The following is a 19,300-nucleotide window of genomic DNA, read 5'->3' on the forward strand; positions in this document are numbered from 1 at the left end:
GGCGGGGATATTTTAACGAGAAGAGGGGGCGATTTATGGGCTGCGTTATCAGTTCACGCACTGATAGGTGCGGCTGATGGTTGTCATAGTGCAACTGCCGTAAATGTCACTGGACTCGCAGCGGCGGGCATCGCCGTCGAACGCGTTGGCGGATGAGTACCCCCAGGCCCGGCAGCGCTGAACGGCGCTGGATTGGGCCGCGCTCCAATCGACTTTCGGAATTTCATATGCCCCAACCTGATAGCTGAGCACGACCGAACCATCGGCCTTGCTGCCGTCGGTCGGCACCGGCGTCTTGTCGACTTCGCAGCCCGCCAATGCCGTCAAACTCAGCGCAACCACCAGTGACTTTTTCATCTGATCCCCTTGATTTGACGCGAAAACGTCAGAGTTGGGACCGTGCGGGCGGATTATTAACAAATGCTTAACAAGCGGGCAGATTACCGTGCGGGTTGCGCGCGAAACGCCATCACCTCCCCCGCGTCATTGGTCAGCAACAGAACCTCTCCGGCGACTTCAATCAAGGTCATGCGGGGAAGGGCGGCGAAGAATTCGCTTTCAAGGGCCAGGTCCGGGCAGGCGCGTTTGGTGGCGGCGATGGGGCCGGTTTCGAACCATGGATAGGGTGCCGATTGGGTCGTCGAATAGGTGTTGCAGGGGCCGGTGCCTTCGATGCGGCCTTCGGCGGGGAAGCTGATTGTGGCGCGCGCATCAAAGGGCGCGTCATTGATCGCCTCAAGCCGATAACTGACAACCGGGTCGGCATAGCCCGAGATCGTCTCGTCCTTCAAATACGGGGCGAGGAATGCTGGCAGAGACAGGAACAGGCTGAGCATGAGGCCGGTTTAACCCATCCTGGCGCAATCTGCGCCAACAATCGCGTCAACCCAGCAGGCGGCGCGCGATGACCTGGGCCTGGATTTCGGCGGCGCCTTCGAAGATCGACAGGATGCGCGCGTCACACAGCACCCGGCTGATCGGGTATTCCAATGCGAAGCCGTTGCCGCCGTGGATCTGCACGCCGTTATCGGCAGCCGCCCAAGCAACGCGGGCCGCCAGCAGTTTGGCCATCCCCGCTTCAAGATCGCAGCGCCGTCCGCCGTCTTTTTCCCGCGCAGCATGATAGGACAGCTGGCGCGCCACGGTAATTTCGACCGCCATCATCGCGATTTTTCCGGCAACGCGCGGGAAGGCAAGCAGTTGCTGGCCGAACTGGCGGCGCTCTTGCGCATAGCTGAGCGATAGATCGAGCGCGGATTGCGCCACGCCGATGGCCCGTGCGGCGGTCTGGATGCGGGCGCTTTCAAACGTGCGCATCAGTTGTTTGAAGCCCTGGCCTTCGGCACCGCCCAGCAACCCGTCTTCGGCCACGGCGAAACCGTCGAACGCCAGCTCATATTCCTTCATGCCGCGATAACCGAGGACCTCGATCTCGCCCCCGGTAATTCCGGGGTCAGGGAAGGGGTCGCTATCGGTTCCCGGTGTCTTTTCGGCCAGGAACATCGACAACCCGCGATAGTCGCTGCTGTCCGGATCGGTGCGGGCCATGACGGCCATCACCCCGGCGCGGGCGGCGTGGGTGATCCAGGTTTTGTTGCCGGTGATCGACCAGCCGTCGCCGGTTTTCACGGCCCGCGTCGACAGCGCGCCCAGATCCGATCCGGTGTTGGGTTCGGTAAAGACCGCCGTTGGCAACACCTCGCCCGAGGCGATCAGCGGCAGCCAATGTGCCTTCTGTGCGTCGGTGCCGCCGCCCAGGATCAGCTCGGCCGCGATTTCTGAGCGGGTGCCAAGCGATCCGACACCGATCCAGCCGCGCGACAATTCCTCGGACACCACGCACATCGCTGTTTTCGACAGGCCGAAGCCGCCGTTATCTTCCGGGATGGTCAGGCCGAAGACGCCGAGCTCGGCCATTTCCGCAATGATCTCGGACGGGATCAGCGTGTCGGTAAGGTGCCAGTCGTGGGCGTGGGGGGTAATGCGTTCCTGCACGAAACGGCGGAATTGATCGCGGATCATCTCCATCTCGTCATCCAGCCCGCTGGCCCCGGCGGTGGCGTGCGCATTATCGGCGACCAGCGCGGCAAGGCGGGCGCGGGTGGCCTGAGTGTTGCCGCGTTGGCAAAGGGTCAGGATCGCCGGATCGTCCAGCGCTACGTCGATGCCGATGTCCGACAGCCGCGCAACCTCGCCCTGGCTGATCGGGATTCCCCCTTTGATCTGGCTGAGGTACTCCCCAAAGGCGATCTGATGGATCAACGATTCGGTTTCTGCAAAGCGGTCCTCAGCCCCAAGCCGTTCGGCCCAACCCTGCATCTGTTCCAGCGCCTGAACATAGGTCGCCATCCAGGCAAGGGCGTGGGCGGCGCATTGGTGCGCATCCAGCGCCGCGGCATCGACGCGCCCCTCAGCGCAGACGCGCGACTGGACCGCTTCGATGGCCTGTGCCTGCCAATCCAACAAGGGTTTTAGCGCGGCCCGCGTTAACTCCAGAAGATCGGGAAGGATCAGGTTGTCGTCTTCTAGACCATCGCGCGGCATGGCAATTCACCCAGGTTTCTGCGTTTGCGAAGCTCTAGAATGTTTGCAGGCGCAGCGCAACATGATTTCAAAATTCGCCGCGTTCATGCACGAAAAGTACCACGACGACGTGTCGCGCGGCTGGGTTGATCCGACAGAAGGGGCCGCAGGAACCGGGCTTTGATGTTCGATTCGTGCAAAAGTGCGGCAATTCAGCCATTGCTAACCAAAATCGTCGCCTGATGCATGCCCGGATGGCGGGTGATTCGCGAATTGGGTTGATTAGGCAGGCTGGCGGCACAATGATGTGCAAAAAGCAGGTATTGAGAGCAGTTAAGGGGAAAGTCCCATGTCACGCATTGCACTTGTGGACGACGACAGGAACATCCTGACGTCGGTATCCATGACACTAGAGGCCGAAGGTTTCGAGGTTGAAACCTACAACGATGGCCAGGCCGCGCTGGACGCGTTCAACAAGAAACTGCCGGATATGGCGGTGTTCGACATCAAGATGCCCCGCATGGATGGCATGGATCTGCTGCAGCGGGTGCGCCAGAAATCCAACATGCCGGTGATCTTCCTAACCTCGAAAGATGATGAGATTGACGAGGTTCTGGGCCTTAAAGCGTTTCGGCTTGAACCTGAATCGCGAGGGATTCCCTTGAGACCTGATCTGTGATTCATCCTGTTTGGGAGGATGGATCATGTCAGCACCTTTGCCATCTGCGCTTCGGATACGGTTTCAGAGATACATTGAAGAAGGGTTGAGCGGGCGCGCGGCGGCGTTGCGGTTGAAGCTGTCGCCTGCCACAGGCGCGCGGTGGGCGCGTCAGGTGAGGATGAAGGGTCATGCGGAACCTGCCCGGCAGGGACCGCCGCGCGGCAAGGGAAAGCTGGCTCCGCATCGGGAATTCTTTGAGGAGTTGATCGCACAAGACCCTGACATCACGCTCTTTGAGTTGCGTAATGCGCTGGCCGATGCAGAGGGTGTGCGGGTGCATCACTCCTCCATCGCCAACCTTCTGTCCCGGCTCGGCTTCACGTACAAAAAAAGTCGCTGGTCGCAACCGAGCGCCGCCGCGCCAAGGTAAGGCAGCAACGGGCCGACTGGTTCAGATACCGCTCGCCAGCCATTGCGACCTTTCCTGAGCGCGTTGTCTTTATTGACGAAACCGCAGTGAAGACAAACCTCACGCGCCTACGCGGCAGAGCCAAGCGCGGTAAGCGCCTGACGATGGATGCGCCCTTCGGAAGCTGGGGAACCCAAACCTTGATCGCGGGCCTGACCCAAGGCGCGCTGATCGCACCTTGGGTCATCAAGGGAGCGATAGATGGCCCCGCCTTCGCGGCCTACATCCGCGAAGTGCTGGTCCCCGAGATCAACCCCGGCACTGTCGTCATTCTCGACAACCTGGCAACCCACCGGAATAAGGAGGCGACGCAGGCTTTACGCAATCACGGCTGCTGGTTCCTTTACCTGCCACCGTACTCGCCCGACCTGAATCCCATCGAGCAGGCCTTCTCTAAACTGAAAGCCCATTTGCGACGGATCGGGGCCAGGTCCTTTACCCAGGTCTTCGAAGCAATCGGAGCAATCTGCGATCTCTACGACCCAGTAGAATGCTGGAACTACTTTAAGGCCGCCGGATATGTCTCAGGTTAATGTCGAAACGCTTTAGGATGGGCGCGGACGACTACGTCAAGAAACCGTTTTCGCAGCGTCTGCTGGTGGAACGCATCCGATCGCTGTTGCGCCGCCAGGAGGTTTTGGAAAGCGACAAGGGGCCCGAGCCCGAGGTCGGCCAGATCCTGCAGCGGGGCGAACTGTCGATGGACCCGCTGCGCCACGCGGTCAGCTGGAAAGGGCGCGACGTGTCGTTGACGGTCACCTAATTCCTGCTGTTGCAGGCGCTGGCGCAACGTCCGGGCTTTGTCAAAAGCCGTGACCAGTTGATGGATGTGGCCTATGATGATCAGGTCTATGTGGATGACCGGACAATCGACAGCCACATCAAACGCCTGCGCAAGAAGCTGCGCAGTGTTGACGATGACTTCTCGGCGATCGAAACGCTGTACGGCATCGGATACAGATACAACGAGGAATAGATGTCGCTGGTATCGGGCATAGGCGGTTCGGGCCGCAAGGCCCGCCGCAACGCAGAACAGGACGATCCAGAAGTCGTACTGGGCGAAGACTGGGTTGCGCCCGATGCTGCGGTGCGTGGCGATCTGGCGGAACGGCGGGACCGGCGCGGCCTGATCTCGATCAATCGTTCGCCGCTGGCGCGCAAAATCATCTCATTCAATATGGTTGCGATCGTGGTGCTGGTCGCGGGTATCCTCTATCTCAAACCGTTCCGCGAAGGCGTCGTCTATCAGCGTGACATCGGACTGGTGGTCGAAGCCGAATTGCTGAGTGATGTGATCGCCGCCCACCTGGCTGGCGCGGAGGGCGATGCGTCTGCCGGGCTTGCGACGGTTTTTGAAAGCTTCGTGCCGCCTTCGACGAACCGGGTGCATTTGTTCGACGCCGATGGCGCACTGGTTGCGACCGTCGGCGACCATGCAGACCCGGATGCGGTACAGAACATGTTCCCGCAGCCCGACGTCGGCTCGACACTGATCACGGATTTCCTGCGCTTGTCCTGGGACACATTGCGCCAATTGGTCGGCAGCGAAGCAGGCGGGCCGGGCGGAGAGGGTGTCGGGCCAAGCGTGCCAGAGTTGAAGCCCCTGGTCGAGATGGTGCTGAAATCGGCCAACGGGGCGTATTCCGATGGAAATCGGCCCAATCCGATCGAATTTGCCGTCGCCGCACCGATCATGCAGGGCAATCAGGTCGTCGGCGCGGTGGCCGTGGTCAGTGCTGCAGCGCAAATCGACCGCCTGGTACGGGCCGAGCGTGAGCAGGTATTGCAGATGTTTGTGATCGCCGCCCTTGTTTCGATCGGGCTGAGCTTGGTTCTGGCGTCAACCATTGCCAACCCGCTGTGCGATCTGGCCGCCGCCGCAGAAGTCGGGCAAGAGCGTAATTCGAACAAACTACGTCAGACCCGGATTCGTATCCCCGACCTCAGCGCGCGCCCGGATGAGATTGGTCGCCTGTCACGCGCCCTGCGCGGGATGGTCTCGGCGCTCTATGACCGGATTGATGCCAACGAACAATTTGCCGCGGACGTGGCGCATGAAATCAAGAATCCGCTGGCCTCACTGCGTTCGGCGGTGGGCACGCTGCGTGTCGCCAAGAAACCGGAACATCAGGTGCGCCTGATGGATGTGATCGACCACGATGTGAAACGGCTGGACCGGCTGGTCAGCGACATCTCCAATGCCTCGCGACTGGACAGTGAGCTGGTGCGCGAAGACGAAGAAACATTTGACCTGCTCAACATGATTTCGACGCTGGTGGAACATCTGGCATTCGAGGCGAAGGAAAAAGGCGTCGATTTCATATCGGATCTGCCGCCCGAGCCGATTCAGATTCACGGGCTTGAGGCACGCCTGGCGCAGGTGTTCGTCAATCTGGTTTCAAACGCCACCAGCTTTTGCGAAGAAGGCGACGCGATCCGGATCTGGGCGCGGCGGCGCGAAAACCGGGTGCTGATCGTGGTCGAAGACACCGGCCCCGGCATCCCCGAAGAAGCGCTGGGCAAGATCTTCAACCGGTTTTATTCCGAACGCCCGGTCTCTCAGTTCGGCAACAACTCGGGCCTGGGTCTGGCGATTTCAAAGCAGATTGTCGAAGCCCATGGCGGCGTGATCTGGGCCGAGAATATCCGCGCCGCCGACGCCGATGCCTTTGCTGACCCGCTTGGCGCGCGCTTCGTTGTTGGTTTGCCGCTTTGATGTCGCGCGATGGCGTCCCGCGCGATCAATTGCAAAACACATATGTCGGGCAGATTAGTCTCCACGCAAGTGCCGTTGCCGTTGGAACCGCCGGATTGCTGATCACCGGCACATCAGGGTCGGGGAAATCCGCGCTGGCGCTGACGCTCATGTCGATGGGCGCGCGCCTTGTCGCCGACGACTGCGTCCTCGTTGCGCGGCCCGACGAAGGCCCGCCACTTGCCAGCGCGCCAAAGCGGCTTTTCGGCCTGATTGAGGCGCGCGGGATCGGCCTGATCAACGTTAAGGCGCAGGCGTCAATTATGCTTCGCGCAATGGTTGATATGGACGTGGTCGAAGACCAGCGGCTGCCGCCGCGTCGCGATGAACTGGTGCTGGACTACCCGCTGCGCCTGTTTCACAAGGTCGAGAGTGCGCATTTCGCGCCGGCCCTGATGCACTATCTGAGGTCTGAAACCGATGAGCTGTGAAACCGACAGAACGTGACCCAGAACCCCGCCATATCCAATGCCGGAATGCGCCTGGTATTCGTGACTGGCCCGTCCGGCGCGGGACGGGCGACCGCGATCAACGCGCTGGAAGATCTGGGGTATGAGGCGATCGACAATCTTCCGCTGGCGATGGTGCCGCGCCTGCTGCATGGGCCGCCGCCCGAACGCCCGCTGGCGCTTGGCATAGACGCCAGAACGCGCGATTTCTCGCCCCGGCTGATGCTGGAAACGATTGCCGATCTTCGCGCACAGGGCGGGTTGCGGATCGATGTGCTGTTCCTTGACAGCAGTGACGATGTCCTTCTGCGCCGGTTTTCCGAAACGCGGCGTCGCCATCCGCTTGCGCCTGACAGCGACCCGGCCAGTGGCATCGCGGATGAACGCGCCCTGCTGGGCCCGGTGCGCACGGCCGCAGATATTCTGGTCGATACATCCGACCTCAGCCCGCATGCATTGCGCGCCGAAATTGGAAACTGGTTCGGTGGCAACAGCCGCAGCGGTACGGCGTTGTCCGTGACGGTACAATCGTTCAGCTATAAACGCGGCATGCCACGCGGGCTGGATATGGCTCTGGATGTTCGGTTTTTGACCAACCCTTACTGGGATGCAGAGTTGCGCCCCCTGGACGGTCGGGCCGAGGCGGTCGCCAAACACATCGCCGCCGATCCCAGGTTTTCGGATTTCTTTGACAAGATGTCAGGGCTGGTAACCTCGCTCCTGCCGGCCTATCGGGACGAGGGGAAGGCGCATTTTTCGGTCGGCTTTGGATGCACCGGCGGGCAACACAGATCGGTGTTTGTTGCCCAATTGCTGGCCAAGACGCTTGCAGCGGACGGGTGGCAGGTGTCTATTCGCCATGAAGAGTTGGAGCGCCGCGGCGGCGGCGCTGACAGTCGGGGTTCGGTTTGATCGGAGTTGTGATCGTCGCACATGGCGGGCTGGCGCGGGAATACCTGGCGGCGGTCGAACATGTTGTGGGGGCGCAGCCGGGCGTTCAGGCGATCTCAATCGAACCCGATGATGACCGGGATGCCAAACAGTCCGAGATCTGTTCGGCAGCCGATGCTGTGGATACCGGCGACGGGGTGGTTGTGGTGACGGATATGTTAGGTGGTTCCCCCTCGAACCTATCGCTACGGGCTTGCAATCCGACAAACCGGCAGATCGTTTACGGGGCCAATTTGCCGATGTTGATCAAACTGGCCAAGTCGCGCCATAAACCTGTGGCCGAAGCGGTGGCATCCGCCCTGGCGGCGGGGCGCAAATACATCGACAGCTTTGCCGGATCATCGGTCTAGCGCGGTGGCGGAACCTGTCCAGATCACGCTGAAGATCATCAATGAAAAAGGGCTCCACGCGCGTGCCTCGGCCAAACTGGTCGAAACGGTTGAACAGTTTGAGGCCGAGGCGCTGGTCAGCAAGGACGGGATGGAGGCCACCGGCGACAGCATCATGGGCCTGTTGATGCTGGGCGCGTCGCGCGGCACATCGATAGACGTGCGTATCACCGGCACACAGGCATCCGAATTGGCCGAGGCGCTGCAGGCATTGGTGTCCGATTATTTCGGCGAGGGCATGTAGCCGCCGCCCGCACCTCAGCGCGTCGGGACCGGTGTTTCCCCGCGATAATCGTAAAACCCACGCTTCGATTTGCGGCCCAGCCAGCCAGCCTCTACATATTTTGTCAGCAACGGGCAGGGACGGTATTTGGTATCGGCAAGACCGTCGTGCAGCACGTTCATGATCGCAAGGCAGGTGTCCAGCCCGATGAAATCAGCCAGTTCCAGCGGGCCCATCGGGTGGTTCGCGCCCAGTTTCATCGAGCTGTCAATCGAGGCGACCGACCCGACGCCCTCGTACAGCGTATAGACCGCCTCGTTTATCATCGGCATCAGGATGCGGTTGACGATGAAGGCTGGGAAATCCTCGGCCGAGGCGGCGGTTTTTCCCAGACGCTCGACGACGCCGTGGCAGGCGGCGAAGGTTGCCTCATCCGTGGCGATGCCTCGGATCAGCTCCACCAGTTGCATCACCGGGACGGGGTTCATGAAGTGGAACCCCATGAAGCGTTCGGGCCGGTCCGTGCGGCTGGCCAGACGGGTAATCGAAATCGACGAGGTGTTCGAGGTCAGGATCGTATCCTTGCCAAGATGCGGCACCAGATCTTCAAAGATCGCAACCTTGACGGCTTCGCGTTCGGTCGCCGCCTCGATGATCAGATCGGTTGCGCCAAGATCGGTCAGCGTTCCGGTGGTCTTGATACGGGCCAGCGCGTCGGATTTTTCATCCTCGGTCACCTTTTCGCGCGCAACCTGACGGTCGATATTGGCCCCGATGATCCCGTGCAGGGCATTCAGCGCGTCCGCGCTGGTGTCGGTCATCAGCACGTCATAGCCTGCAAGCGCCAACACATGGGCAATCCCGTTGCCCATCTGCCCCGCCCCAACCACGCCGATCCGTTCGATTGTCATCTGTTCGCGCCTTTTTCTGGGGTCGCGCAGAGTTTAGCTGCGCGCGCGGGCAGGTGGAAACGGTTTTTAGGGGTGGGGTGGCTGGTCGGCAGACCGGTGCATCAGTTTGCCACCCCAGAGCCCGGGTTTTGTTCGTCACGAAATCTTCGGTCGATTTGCGGCCAGACGGGACAGAGCCGCCGTTCAATGCTTAAGCTAAGAAGAAGAACAATGGCACGGGGGCCACGGCACAAAAGACAACTGCCACGTAAGGCCAGAATGGAATCAGCCGCGAAGCACCGGCGATGCATGCAAGGCCTCCTCCGCCTCCCAGAAGCGAGTTTCCCGGTGTATTGAGCGCCACGGCCAGCAATAAATATCTTTGCGAGATCAGTCGCCGACCCAGATTAGACGGCATTATCATTGAGAGTTTTCGCACGCGGTGATCCGGCTGGATATCACCAAGATCGGTGACAAAGTTTGCAGCCTTTGTCAGACCAAGCCAAACCAAAAGGCGTGCCAGAATGTGTGTAGGAACAAGTCTCGCGATGACAAAGGACAGGATCAACGCCCCGACCATGCCAAGGTATACCAGCGGTGCGATCTGGCCACCAAACAACAGGAGTAGTGCAAAGCCTATCTCCGCTCCGGGGACAAATGGAATGGCTGCAAGAACGACAAAGGCTATGAAAGCTGTCATCACAATTCGATGAATCATCGGCTCATTCATCGGGCGCATCTCTGGCACAGTGAGGTTCTTCAAAAGATCACCCAAGAACCAGCCACCCAAAAGCAGCAACCCGTAAAAGACGATTGCTTTTCGCTTTGCCCAAATCCCTTTCAAAAACGCGCGCACATCGGGTTGCCCTCCGGATCCATCAACTGCATCTCCTGGCGCATGTCAGATAGTGAAGCCGTCTCAGCTCCTGTTTTGCGTTGTCCAACGAAGACGATTTCGCGTCTGGACGTCCAGTACCATCGGCGCCGCTCCCAAAATATTGATACGCGGATCGTCCCGTCGTTGCCCACCAGTCCATCGTAGTCGAAACGACCGCGGCTGCTGCTTTCAAGAGTGCCGGTGAAGCGAACACCAGCAGCGGTCGCTTCCGTTTCATAGGGACCCGGGACGAACCCACAGCGCGTGCAGATGTCGGACCAAAAATGGCCATCGTCGAAATAGAGGCTGTCCTCGAGGTCGGGATTTTCGACTGGTCCGATCATTCCTGAAAAAGAGTGATCATCAAGAATGCCTTCCGCGTCCGCACTTGCAATTCCAGCAAGAGAGACGAGCATTGCTGCGGCAAAGCCGATAACTGTTCGTCCAAACACTTCCTTCACGTCCTCCAGCTTGCAAGCTAGACGGCGACGCGTCCACACGCAATTCATCGTTGCAAATCGGGAATTTTGGTCACCCACACATAGGCCTCAGACCGGACATCAGAAACACAAAGAAAGCCCGCCAATTCCGGCGGGCTTTCGCGGCTTCAATCAGTCCTTGCGCTATAGCTTCTCAACCAGCTCCGGAACCGCCGTGAACAGATCCGCGACAAGCCCGTAGTCCGCCACCTGGAAGATCGGCGCTTCTTCGTCCTTGTTGATCGCGACGATGACTTTGGAGTCCTTCATTCCCGCAAGGTGCTGGATCGCGCCCGAGATACCGACGGCGACGTACAGGTCCGGGGCCACGACCTTGCCGGTCTGGCCAACCTGCCAGTCGTTCGGGGCATAACCGGAATCGACCGCTGCGCGGGATGCGCCAACCGCGGCGCCCAGCTTGTCGGCCAATGACTCGATCAGCGCGAAGTCGTCCTTCGATCCGACGCCACGACCACCGGACACGACCACACCGGCGCTGGTCAGCTCGGGCCGGTCGCTGGCGGCGACCTTGTCTTCGACCCAAGCGGACAGGCCCGGATCGGACGCCGCGCCAGTGTTTTCGACCTGGGCCGACCCGCCGGTCCCGGCGGCATCAAAACTGGCGGTGCGGATCGAGACGACTTTGGTCGCATCACCCGATTTCACCGTCTGCAAGGCATTCCCGGCATAGATCGGACGTTCGAACGTGTCGGCGTCAATGATCTCGGTTATGTCCGAGATGACCATGACGTCGAGCAGCGCGGCAACGCGCGGCAGGATATTCTTCGCATCCGTCGTCGCCGGGGCCACGATGTGCGAATAATCCCCGGCAAGTGACACGATCAGCGCCGCTGACGGTTCCGCCAGCCGGTGACCATAAAGCGCGTCCTCAGCGCAGAGCACTTTGGACACGCCGTCAATCGTCGCAGCCTCTGCCGCCGCAGCGGCGCAAGTGGCCCCGGCGCATAGCACGGTGATGTCACCCAGCGGGGCGGCGGCGGCCACGGCCTTGGCGGTGGCGTCCATCGCCAATTCGCCGTCGTTGACCTCTCCCAAAAGCAGAACAGCCATCAGAGTACCCCCGCTACGTTCAGTTTTTCGACCAGTTCATCGACCGATCCGACGATGACGCCGGCTTTGCGTGCCTCAGGCTCACTCGTCTTGACGATCTCCAGCCGGGGGCTGGCATCGACGCCGTAATCTTCTGGCGTCTTCTCATCCAGCGGCTTCTTCTTGGCCTTCATGATGTTGGGAAGCGAGGCATAGCGCGGTTCGTTCAGGCGCAGGTCCACGGTCACAACCGCAGGCATCTTGATCTTGACGGTCTGCAAGCCGCCATCAACTTCGCGCGTGACATTGGCGCTGTCGCCGTCGATCTCCAGCCCGCTGGCGAAGGTGCCTTGCGACCAGCCCATCAGCGCGGCCAGCATCTGGCCGGTGGCGTTCATGTCATTGTCGATCGCCTGCTTGCCGCAAAGCACCAGGCCCGGCGCTTCTTCGTCAACAACCGCTTTCAGCAGTTTGGCGACGGTCAGCGGCTCGATGTCGTTGTGCACGTCATCGCTGGCGATGATCAGGATCGCGCGATCCGCACCCATGGCCAGTGCTGTGCGCAGGGTTTCCTGATTCTGCTTCACCCCGACCGACACGGCGATGATTTCTTCGGCCTGACCGGCCTCTTTCAAGCGGATCGCCTGTTCGACGGCAATCTCGTCAAACGGGTTCATCGACATTTTCACATTGGCAAGGTCGACCCCGGAACCATCCGCTTTGACACGGACTTTCACGTTATAGTCGATCACTCGCTTGACAGGCACCAGGACCTTCATCGCGCAGTTCTCCTCAGGTTATCGCCCGGCAAGCCCCGGGTGGCATGCGTCTGTTAGCCGAGTGTGTGGTGCGGAAACAGGAAAAAAGCGACACCGAAGGGTGGCGCAACGTCGCGCTTTTCCTCATGGGTTCTGGCCCTAGTCCCGTGGCGCTGCGCTTCCGTGCGCCGGTGCGTCCACTGGACGCCCCGCCGGTTCGGTCCTCACCGGTTTGCGCCCGGAATCCACAGCACGTCGGCCTTGCCGTCATCATTGGCGATCCGTGCGGCAACAAAGAACCAGTCGGACAAACGGTTGAGGTATTTGATTGCCGCCGGGTTGACCTGTTCGGTGCCTGCCAATTCCACCGCCAGTCGTTCCGCCCGGCGCGCAACGGTGCGGCACAGGTGCAGATGCGCGGCCAGTGCTGATCCGCCTGGCAGGATAAAGCTGCGCAGCGGTTCCAGCGCGTCGTTCATGGCATCAATCTCGGCCTCCAGCCGGTCGGTTTGCGCCGTGACGATCCGCAGCGGCGGATATTCGGCGGTGGCGTCCTTCTCCATTTCAGGGCGGCAAAGGTCTGCGCCCAGATCGAACAGGTCGTTCTGGATCATGGCAAGCCGGGGGGCGAGTGTCCCGTCAGCGTGCAAAGCGGCAAGGCCAACGGTCGCATTCAACTCATCAACCGTGCCATAGGCGCCGACACGCGCCGAATGTTTCGCGACCCGTTCGCCGTTGCCCAGCGCCGTATCGCCGCCGTCACCGGTGCGTGTGTAGATCTTGTTCAGGACAACCATGCTCAGCCCCCCATGCGGCGGAAGAAGACGAACGCCAAAATCACGGCAACCGCAATCGCCTGCGCCAAGATCCTGTAACGCATGATCTTGTTGGCGTGCTTGCGGTTGAATTCGCCACCCTTGGCGAAGGTGCCGATGCCAAACAGCAGGATCGCCAGCACCACAAGGGTGGAAATGGCGACGACGATAAACAGCGGGTCATTCAGCATTGCAGGCTCCGTTCCGTTTGGCCGCTATGTAGACCGCGCCGGGCGAAAGTGTAACTGCCGCGCCGCAGTTCGCCCTTTGGCGGGGTCGACCAGACACCATCCCGGACCTAGGCGCGGCTTGAAAGATACCGGAAGAACGCCGACGCGCCCCAGCCCGCGGCAATGGCGATGAACAGCGACAGCAACCCATAGGCCACCGGGTTGTCATGCGCCAGATTGAACAAAAACCGCTCTAGCCCGACCTTGCGCACATCAATTGTCGTATCGAACTGCGAGATGACGCGCCCCGCGTTGGTCAGGTATATCCGCGCCTGATAGACACCTTCGATCAGATTTGCAGGCAGTGCCACCGAGGTCTGGAACAACGTCGCACTTTCCAGAAGAACCGCGCCCTCGTTCATCTGATACAGTGAATTCGCGGTGCGAATTCGGATCAGCGCTTCGGTAAAGCTTTCAGGATCCGCGATCCCCATCGGCGCACCGACAGAGCGGATCGCGCGCGGGATGCTGATTTTGTGGCGCAGATACTCGACATCCGCCAGAACATCGCGCAACGGACCCGAGGTCGAAACCGCATAGAAACTGGGGGCTGCATCAACCTCGACCGCATCGGCGTTGATCCAGATGCCAGCCTGCTTTTCCTTGCGCCGGACCACCACCGGTTTGTCAGGTCCGGCGACGGTGATGACGATGCCCAGGTCTTCGTCACCTTCCGGCGCATCCCGCTTTACGGCACCGAATATGGTAATCTCGGACCCGTCGAAATTCGCGGTGATCGACACTCGGTTTTGCGTCAGCGAGGCGATGACCTCTTGCGCGGCAACCGGGGACGCCAGCATCACAAGGATCAGCGCCAGGCGGATCATCCGTGGCCCCCCGCCGCACCCAGCGAATAGAGCTCGGACGGTTGCAGCAACAGATCCATCGCCAGCTTGCCACAGACCGCCAGAACCATAATGGCCAGCGCGATGCGCAATTGTTCCGCCTTCAGTTTCACCCCGATCCGCGTGCCGATCTGCGCCCCGATGACGCCCCCGATCAGCAACAGAACGGCCAGCATCATGTCGACGGTGAAGTTGGTCGTCGCGTGCAGCATGGTGGTGAATGCGGTCACCAGAATGATTTGAAACAGCGACGTGCCAACCACAACTTTCGTCGGCATGCCAAGGATATAGATCATCGCCGGAACCATGATAAAGCCGCCGCCAACGCCCATGATCGCCGCCAGTATGCCGACAACGATGCCCACGACAATCGGCGGAATGACCGACAGATACAGCCCCGAGGTGCGGAACTTCATCTTGAAGGGCAGGGCGTGAATCCAGTTGTGCTTCTTGCGCACAGGCCGCGCGCCGGGCTTCTTGGAACGCCGGATCGCGCGCAGGCTTTCGACGAACATCAGCGCACCGATGATGCCAAGGAACACCACGTAGCACAGCGTCACCAGCAGATCGACCTGACCCAGCGACTTCAGATAGTTGAAGATCTGAACACCCAGGGCCGCCCCGATCAGGCCGCCCACCTGCAACACGGCGCCCATCTTCAGGTCAACGGTCTTGCGTTTCAGATGCGCCAGAACCCCCGAAAAGGACGAGGCGACAATCTGGTTCGCCTCGGTCGCGACGGCCACCGCCGGAGGGATACCGATAAAGAACAGCAGCGGCGTCATCAGGAAACCGCCACCGACACCGAACATTCCCGACAGCACACCGACGATCCCGCCCAACCCAAGAAGGAGGAAGGCGTTCACTGAAACCTCGGCTATGGGCAGGTAGATGTTCATCAGCGTTCCGAATGGATGGCTGCGTCATAGCGAAGGTAAGGCGACTTGAAAACCGTCAAGCTGACGCAGGGGGCTATCACAGGCCGGTGGACAGCGCCCGGCGCAAGATACGTTCCAGCTTGGCAGCACCCACTGGGGCCATCAGTTTAGTATGGGCGTGGCTGATCGATTCGTCGCCCATCCCCTGCGCCATATTGGTGATCGCCGACACAGCGGCGCAGCGCAGCCCCAGGAACCGGCCCAGGATCACCTCGGGGACAGTTGACATGCCGACAGCGTCCGCCCCCAGGATCTTCTGTGCCCGGATCTCGGCCGGGGTTTCGAAGGATGGGCCCGAATACCAGGCATAGACGCCCTCGTTCAGGCCAATCCCCTCGGCCTTGGCGGCGGCCAGAAGCGCGGCGCGAAGGCCCGGATCATAGGCATCGCCCATGGGCCAATTTTGTTGAAAAACTCCTGCTTGATCGAGGGCTATGGCGCTGATTCAATCCTCTCAACAAGCGGGAGGATCAGCCATGATGGGACCGAGGCAGGAAGCACAGGCGGCGCTGTTCTATGAGTTCTCGCTGGAAGACCATGTCCCGCAAGATCACCTGCTGCGATCGATTGATCGTTTCGTCGATCTGAGCAGCATCCGCGCCCATCTTGCCGATTTCTACAGCCACACCGGTCGTCCTTCGATCGATCCTGAACTGCTGATCCGGATGCTGATCGTCGGTTACTGCTTCGGCATCCGGTCCGAGCGGCGGCTCTGTGAAGAGGTACACTTGAACCTCGCGTACAGGTGGTTTTGTCGGCTCGACCTGGCCGATCGGGTGCCGGATCACTCGACCTTTTCAAAGAACCGGCATGGTCGGTTCCGCGAGAGTGAGCTGCTGCGCCATCTCTTCGAGACCACGGTCGCGCGATGCATCGCCGAAGGTCTCGTCAGCGGTCAGCGCCTGGCCGTCGATGCCAGCTTGATCGAGGCGGATGCCAACAAGCAGTACTCTGCGCCAAAGGAAGAATGGGACATTGCGCGGATCGATGCAGACGCTGCACCCCGCGCGGTCCGCGAGTATCTCGACACTCTGGATGAGGCCGCATTCGGAGCAGCGACACCGGTCGAGCCAAAGTTCACGTCCTATTCCGACCCAGCCAGCCAGTGGACGGCGGCGCGTAAGGGTCCCGCATTTTTTGCCTACTCCGACAACTATCTCATCGATACCGATCATGGTGTCATCGTCGACGTGGAAGCGACACGGTCGATCCGTCAAGCCGAGGTGGGGTCAACCAAGACGATGCTGAAGCGGGCCAAAGAGCGCTTCGATCTTCATCCCGAACGGCTGATCGCCGACACCGCCTACGGATCGGGACCCATGCTCGGATGGCTGGTGGGTGAAAAGATCGCACCGCACATCCCGGTCTTCGACAAAGCCGGGCGCACCGATGGCACCTGGTCCCGAGCTGACTTCGAATGGGATGCCGAGAACAATCAATACATCTGCCCGGAAGGCGAGGCTCTGAAGCAGTTCCGCCGAAACTACTCCGACCCCAATCGCGGCCCAACCGGCAAGGGCGTGGCCAAGTACCAAGCGCTGAAGCACACCTGCCAATCCTGTCCTTCCAAGCCGAAGTGCTGCCCGAATGCCGACGCCCGTAAGATCACCCGTGAGGAACATGAGGACGCTCGCGACATCGCCCGCGCAATCGCCAAAACGCCGCAATACAAGATCTCGGTGAAGCTCCGGAAGAAGGTCGAAATGCTCTTTGCCCACCTCAAGCGCATTCTCGGCCTGGGACGGCTCCGATTACGTGGACCATGCGGCGCAAATGACGAATTCCTGCTCGCCGCCACTGCCCAAAACCTTCGCAAACTGGCAAAGATCTTTCCTGCACCGCAGCAAACGCGCAAAGCCTGATCAGAAAGGCGCTCGCGCTATGTTCAAATCGCTACTTTCTGCGCCCGCAACACGTTGTTTTTCCACAGAATCGGCACAAAGCGGTCGTCCGACTGTTCGCCGATCAGCGGATTAAGCCCTGAGAAATTGATATGATCACTCAGCAACATCAACTTGCCGGGCGGGATGTCCGGGCGCATTGAACCCGCGGCATTGGTCGCAATCAGGGTCGAGGCACCAAGCGCTTTGAGCACTTCCAGCGGCAGGCGCATCGCGTCCCCGCGCCCGCTTTCATAGTAATGCGAGCGTCCGCCGAATATCGCAACGCGGGTGCCTTCCAGATCGCCGATCACCAGCTGCGGATTGTGGCCCGATACGCCCGCATGGGGAAACCCCGGCAGGTCTTTGTAGGGGATGGCAACGCCGTCCACCGCCTCGGCCAGATGCCCAAGGCCCGAACCCAGGATCAGCCCGGCGGACACCGGTGCGATCCCCGCGCGGTCACGGATCAGTTTGGTCAGGGATTGCAGGCTCATATGCGTCGATCAGCGTTCTTTGACATAGGGTTCGCCACCGGCGCACGGCGGGATCGCCTTGCCGACGAATCCGGCCAGAATGACCACGGTCAGGATATAGGGCAGCGCGTCAAGCAGCTGACCGGGAACGTCAAACCGCAGCAGACTGTTCACCGCATCGGGCCTGAGTGACAGCGATTGCAGGAACCCGAACAGAAGGCAGGCGAACAGCGCATACCAGGGCCGCCACTTGGCAAAGATCAGCGCCGCCAGCGCGATAAACCCGCGCCCTGCCGTCATCTCTTTGCCGAAGCCCGCGGCCAGCCCGGTCGCCAGATAGGCCCCCGCCAGCCCGCACAGCAATCCGGCGATTCCGACGGCGATGTATCGCAGGGTCGTCACGCTGACACCGGCGGTATCAACCGCACCGGGGTTTTCGCCCACCGCGCGCAGCCGCAGGCCGAACCGGGTTCGAAACAGGATGTACCAGGTGATCGGCACTGTGATCAGTGCAACATAGGTCAGGAACGTGTGGCCCGAAATCAGCTCGGAATACAGCTGCATCAAGGGCGAGGCATTTCGGATATCCTCGGATCGTTCCAGCGCACCGGGCCAGTTCAGCCCCTCAAACCGCGCCGCGCCGGAAACCGCCGGGGTGCGGCCGCCCTGGCCGAACCAGTTCTGCGCAATCAGCACGGTGAACCCGGCGGCCAGAAAGTTGATCGCCACGCCCGAGATCAGCTGATTGCCCCGGAACGTGACCGAAGCAACGCCATGCACCGCCGCAAGCGCCATCGAACCGGCAATGCCCGCCAGCATGCCCAGCCAGACACTGCCGGTGGTATAGGCGAAGGCGGCGGAAAAGAACGCAGCGATTAGCATCTTGCCTTCCAGCCCGATATCGAAAATCCCCGACCGCTCGCTAAACAATCCGGCCAAACAGGCGAACAGCAGCGGCGTGGCCAGTCGCAGGGACGAGTCAAGAATTTGCAGGATGGTAAGCAGATCCATGTCTCAGATCCTCGTCGTGGCTAGTTTGAAAGCAGCAAAGGCGAAGAACGCCCCCAGCGCACCCTCGACCCAGCGGCGGGCGTGGGCATAAATCGCGCGGAACGGTGTCGAGGACAGCGCGACGGCCCAAAGTCCGTGCCCGCCGAACGAGATGGCGAAAGCGCCAATCAGGAAGATCAGCACCACCGGCAACGGCGCCTGACCCAGACCACCGAGGGCTGCGACCGCTAACCAAAAGACCATCGCCTTGGGATTGATCAACTGCATTAGGAAACCATAGGCGATGCTGGACCCCGTCCTATGTGGCGGCTTGGCTGACGGCGGCGGAGGTGGGCTTAGCGATCTGCGGAAGGCCCCGTAGGCAAGCCAGACCAGAAAGGCAGCCCCCAACAGTTTCAGCCCGGTGGCGATCCAGGCAAATTCTGCCCAGATCGGGGCCAACCCCATGACTGTGGCCGCGGCCATCAGTATGGCGGCCAACCCGATGCCCAGACAGGCCAGCACGGCGGGGCGACGCCCCTGCGACGTGGCAAGCCCGAGGTTCAGCGCCACACCGGGTCCGGGCGACGCGACGCCCGTTGCCTGAACGCCCCAGGACAACAGCAGATTGGGAAGCCACTCAGCCAGCATC

Annotated in this window: 21 protein-coding genes and 4 pseudogenes; 9 read left to right on the forward strand and 16 right to left on the reverse strand. The window is 60.9% G+C overall.

Annotated elements, in window-relative coordinates; translation table 11 throughout:
• Positions 1-48: 48 nt before the first annotated feature.
• The 3 genes from GKR99_10080 to GKR99_10090 form a co-directional block, all read right to left on the reverse strand.
• Positions 49-357 (reverse strand): hypothetical protein, encoded by a 309-nt coding sequence (locus tag GKR99_10080; protein NKB27873.1) that lies wholly within the window; start codon positions 355-357, stop codon positions 49-51.
• Positions 358-440: 83 nt separating this feature from the next.
• Complete coding sequence (locus GKR99_10085; protein ID NKB27874.1) at positions 441-836, reverse strand: META domain-containing protein; 396 nt, start codon at positions 834-836, stop codon at positions 441-443.
• 46 nt (positions 837-882) lie between these two features.
• The gene (locus tag GKR99_10090; protein ID NKB27875.1) at positions 883-2,544 is read right to left on the reverse strand and encodes an acyl-CoA dehydrogenase; all 1,662 of its coding nucleotides are present in this window, start codon (positions 2,542-2,544) and stop codon (positions 883-885) included.
• A 328-nt stretch (positions 2,545-2,872) separates the two neighbouring features.
• Between GKR99_10090 and GKR99_10095 the strand changes: the two are divergent.
• The 8 genes and pseudogenes from GKR99_10095 (at position 2,873) to GKR99_10130 (ending at position 8,441) form a co-directional block, all read left to right on the forward strand.
• Positions 2,873-3,148, forward strand: a pseudogene (locus GKR99_10095) (response regulator).
• A 79-nt stretch (positions 3,149-3,227) separates the two neighbouring features.
• A protein-coding gene (locus GKR99_10100; protein ID NKB27876.1) for an IS630 family transposase occupies positions 3,228-4,186 on the forward strand; the annotation gives its coding sequence in 2 pieces (ribosomal slippage) (positions 3,228-3,569 and positions 3,572-4,186; 957 coding nt in all).
• 14 nt (positions 4,187-4,200) lie between these two features.
• Positions 4,201-4,629 (forward strand): annotated as a pseudogene (locus GKR99_10105) (DNA-binding response regulator).
• Complete coding sequence (locus GKR99_10110; protein NKB27877.1) at positions 4,630-6,369, forward strand: HAMP domain-containing protein; 1,740 nt, start codon at positions 4,630-4,632, stop codon at positions 6,367-6,369.
• Complete coding sequence (locus GKR99_10115; protein ID NKB27878.1) at positions 6,369-6,839, forward strand: serine kinase; 471 nt, start codon at positions 6,369-6,371, stop codon at positions 6,837-6,839. Before GKR99_10110 ends, GKR99_10115 begins: the two co-directional genes overlap by 1 nt.
• Positions 6,840-6,884: 45 nt before the next feature.
• Positions 6,885-7,769 (forward strand): RNase adapter RapZ, encoded by an 885-nt coding sequence (gene rapZ / locus GKR99_10120; protein ID NKB27879.1) that lies wholly within the window; start codon positions 6,885-6,887, stop codon positions 7,767-7,769.
• The gene (locus GKR99_10125) at positions 7,766-8,158 is read left to right on the forward strand and encodes a PTS fructose transporter subunit IIA (GenBank protein NKB27880.1); all 393 of its coding nucleotides are present in this window, start codon (positions 7,766-7,768) and stop codon (positions 8,156-8,158) included. The genes rapZ and GKR99_10125 overlap by 4 nt, the downstream gene beginning before the upstream one ends.
• Positions 8,159-8,162: 4 nt before the next feature.
• Positions 8,163-8,441, forward strand: coding sequence for an HPr family phosphocarrier protein (locus tag GKR99_10130; GenBank protein NKB27881.1), 279 nt, complete (start codon positions 8,163-8,165; stop codon positions 8,439-8,441).
• A gap of 14 nt (positions 8,442-8,455) precedes the next feature.
• On the opposite strand, the gene GKR99_10135 is transcribed toward GKR99_10130, so the two are convergent.
• The 10 genes and pseudogenes from GKR99_10135 to GKR99_10180 all read right to left on the reverse strand — a co-directional run bounded on the left by GKR99_10135 (position 8,456) and on the right by GKR99_10180 (position 15,699).
• Entirely contained in the window at positions 8,456-9,331 is an 876-nt protein-coding gene (locus tag GKR99_10135; protein ID NKB27882.1) for a 3-hydroxybutyryl-CoA dehydrogenase, read from the reverse strand.
• Positions 9,332-9,521: 190 nt separating this feature from the next.
• On the reverse strand, positions 9,522-10,166 hold the full coding sequence (locus GKR99_10140) for a hypothetical protein (protein NKB27883.1): 645 nt from the start codon (positions 10,164-10,166) through the stop codon (positions 9,522-9,524).
• Positions 10,151-10,648 carry a hypothetical protein gene (locus GKR99_10145; GenBank protein NKB27884.1) on the reverse strand — a complete coding sequence of 166 codons (498 nt, stop codon included), beginning with the start codon at positions 10,646-10,648 and terminating at the stop codon, positions 10,151-10,153. The genes GKR99_10140 and GKR99_10145 overlap by 16 nt, the downstream gene beginning before the upstream one ends.
• A 162-nt stretch (positions 10,649-10,810) precedes the next feature.
• Entirely contained in the window at positions 10,811-11,737 is a 927-nt protein-coding gene (locus GKR99_10150) for an electron transfer flavoprotein subunit alpha/FixB family protein (protein NKB27885.1), read from the reverse strand.
• Positions 11,737-12,495: an electron transfer flavoprotein subunit beta/FixA family protein gene (locus tag GKR99_10155; protein ID NKB27886.1), complete on the reverse strand. Its 759-nt coding sequence runs from the start codon at positions 12,493-12,495 to the stop codon at positions 11,737-11,739. The genes GKR99_10150 and GKR99_10155 overlap by 1 nt, the downstream gene beginning before the upstream one ends.
• A gap of 203 nt (positions 12,496-12,698) precedes the next feature.
• A complete protein-coding gene (locus tag GKR99_10160) occupies positions 12,699-13,271 on the reverse strand; it encodes a cob(I)yrinic acid a,c-diamide adenosyltransferase (protein NKB27887.1) in 573 nt (190 codons plus the stop codon).
• Positions 13,272-13,273: 2 nt separating this feature from the next.
• Complete coding sequence (locus GKR99_10165; GenBank protein ID NKB27888.1) at positions 13,274-13,480, reverse strand: twin transmembrane helix small protein; 207 nt, start codon at positions 13,478-13,480, stop codon at positions 13,274-13,276.
• A gap of 107 nt (positions 13,481-13,587) precedes the next feature.
• Positions 13,588-14,346: a hypothetical protein gene (locus GKR99_10170; protein ID NKB27889.1), complete on the reverse strand. Its 759-nt coding sequence runs from the start codon at positions 14,344-14,346 to the stop codon at positions 13,588-13,590.
• Complete coding sequence (locus GKR99_10175) at positions 14,343-15,263, reverse strand: TSUP family transporter (GenBank protein NKB27890.1); 921 nt, start codon at positions 15,261-15,263, stop codon at positions 14,343-14,345. The genes GKR99_10170 and GKR99_10175 overlap by 4 nt, the downstream gene beginning before the upstream one ends.
• Before the next feature lie 76 nt (positions 15,264-15,339).
• Positions 15,340-15,699: pseudogene (locus GKR99_10180) on the reverse strand (purine-nucleoside phosphorylase).
• Positions 15,700-15,778: 79 nt separating this feature from the next.
• Here GKR99_10180 and GKR99_10185 point away from each other — a divergent pair.
• Complete coding sequence (locus tag GKR99_10185) at positions 15,779-17,164, forward strand: IS1182 family transposase (protein ID NKB27891.1); 1,386 nt, start codon at positions 15,779-15,781, stop codon at positions 17,162-17,164.
• Positions 17,165-17,232: 68 nt separating this feature from the next.
• On the opposite strand, the pseudogene GKR99_10190 reads toward GKR99_10185, so the two are convergent.
• From GKR99_10190 to GKR99_10200, 3 genes and pseudogenes are all read right to left on the reverse strand, one after another.
• Positions 17,233-17,679, reverse strand: a pseudogene (locus GKR99_10190) (purine-nucleoside phosphorylase).
• A 9-nt stretch (positions 17,680-17,688) separates the two neighbouring features.
• Positions 17,689-18,669: an ABC transporter permease gene (locus tag GKR99_10195; protein NKB27892.1), complete on the reverse strand. Its 981-nt coding sequence runs from the start codon at positions 18,667-18,669 to the stop codon at positions 17,689-17,691.
• 3 nt (positions 18,670-18,672) lie between these two features.
• Positions 18,673-19,299 (reverse strand): LysE family translocator, encoded by a 627-nt coding sequence (locus tag GKR99_10200; GenBank protein NKB27893.1) that lies wholly within the window; start codon positions 19,297-19,299, stop codon positions 18,673-18,675.
• Position 19,300: the final 1 nt, after the last annotated feature.

The organism is Paracoccaceae bacterium (assembly GCA_012103375.1).
GTDB lineage: Bacteria > Pseudomonadota > Alphaproteobacteria > Rhodobacterales > Rhodobacteraceae > WLWX01.

What these genes read in the sequence shown, in the direction of transcription:
- GKR99_10150 (NKB27885.1), bottom strand. Translation starts at nt 11,737, where the DNA reads ATGGCTGTTCTGCTTTTGGGAGAGGTCAACGACGGCGAATTGGCGATG.
- GKR99_10115 (NKB27878.1), top strand. Translation starts at nt 6,369, where the DNA reads ATGTCGCGCGATGGCGTCCCGCGCGATCAATTGCAAAACACATATGTC.
- GKR99_10165 (NKB27888.1), bottom strand. Translation starts at nt 13,480, where the DNA reads ATGCTGAATGACCCGCTGTTTATCGTCGTCGCCATTTCCACCCTTGTG.
- GKR99_10195 (NKB27892.1), bottom strand. Translation starts at nt 18,669, where the DNA reads ATGGATCTGCTTACCATCCTGCAAATTCTTGACTCGTCCCTGCGACTG.
- GKR99_10080 (NKB27873.1), bottom strand. Translation starts at nt 357, where the DNA reads ATGAAAAAGTCACTGGTGGTTGCGCTGAGTTTGACGGCATTGGCGGGC.
- GKR99_10090 (NKB27875.1), bottom strand. Translation starts at nt 2,544, where the DNA reads ATGCCGCGCGATGGTCTAGAAGACGACAACCTGATCCTTCCCGATCTT.
- GKR99_10170 (NKB27889.1), bottom strand. Translation starts at nt 14,346, where the DNA reads ATGATCCGCCTGGCGCTGATCCTTGTGATGCTGGCGTCCCCGGTTGCC.
- GKR99_10110 (NKB27877.1), top strand. Translation starts at nt 4,630, where the DNA reads ATGTCGCTGGTATCGGGCATAGGCGGTTCGGGCCGCAAGGCCCGCCGC.
- GKR99_10155 (NKB27886.1), bottom strand. Translation starts at nt 12,495, where the DNA reads ATGAAGGTCCTGGTGCCTGTCAAGCGAGTGATCGACTATAACGTGAAA.
- GKR99_10175 (NKB27890.1), bottom strand. Translation starts at nt 15,263, where the DNA reads ATGAACATCTACCTGCCCATAGCCGAGGTTTCAGTGAACGCCTTCCTC.
- GKR99_10160 (NKB27887.1), bottom strand. Translation starts at nt 13,271, where the DNA reads ATGGTTGTCCTGAACAAGATCTACACACGCACCGGTGACGGCGGCGAT.
- GKR99_10085 (NKB27874.1), bottom strand. Translation starts at nt 836, where the DNA reads ATGCTCAGCCTGTTCCTGTCTCTGCCAGCATTCCTCGCCCCGTATTTG.
- GKR99_10185 (NKB27891.1), top strand. Translation starts at nt 15,779, where the DNA reads ATGATGGGACCGAGGCAGGAAGCACAGGCGGCGCTGTTCTATGAGTTC.
- GKR99_10200 (NKB27893.1), bottom strand. Translation starts at nt 19,299, where the DNA reads ATGCTGGCTGAGTGGCTTCCCAATCTGCTGTTGTCCTGGGGCGTTCAG.
- GKR99_10135 (NKB27882.1), bottom strand. Translation starts at nt 9,331, where the DNA reads ATGACAATCGAACGGATCGGCGTGGTTGGGGCGGGGCAGATGGGCAAC.
- rapZ (NKB27879.1), top strand. Translation starts at nt 6,885, where the DNA reads ATGCGCCTGGTATTCGTGACTGGCCCGTCCGGCGCGGGACGGGCGACC.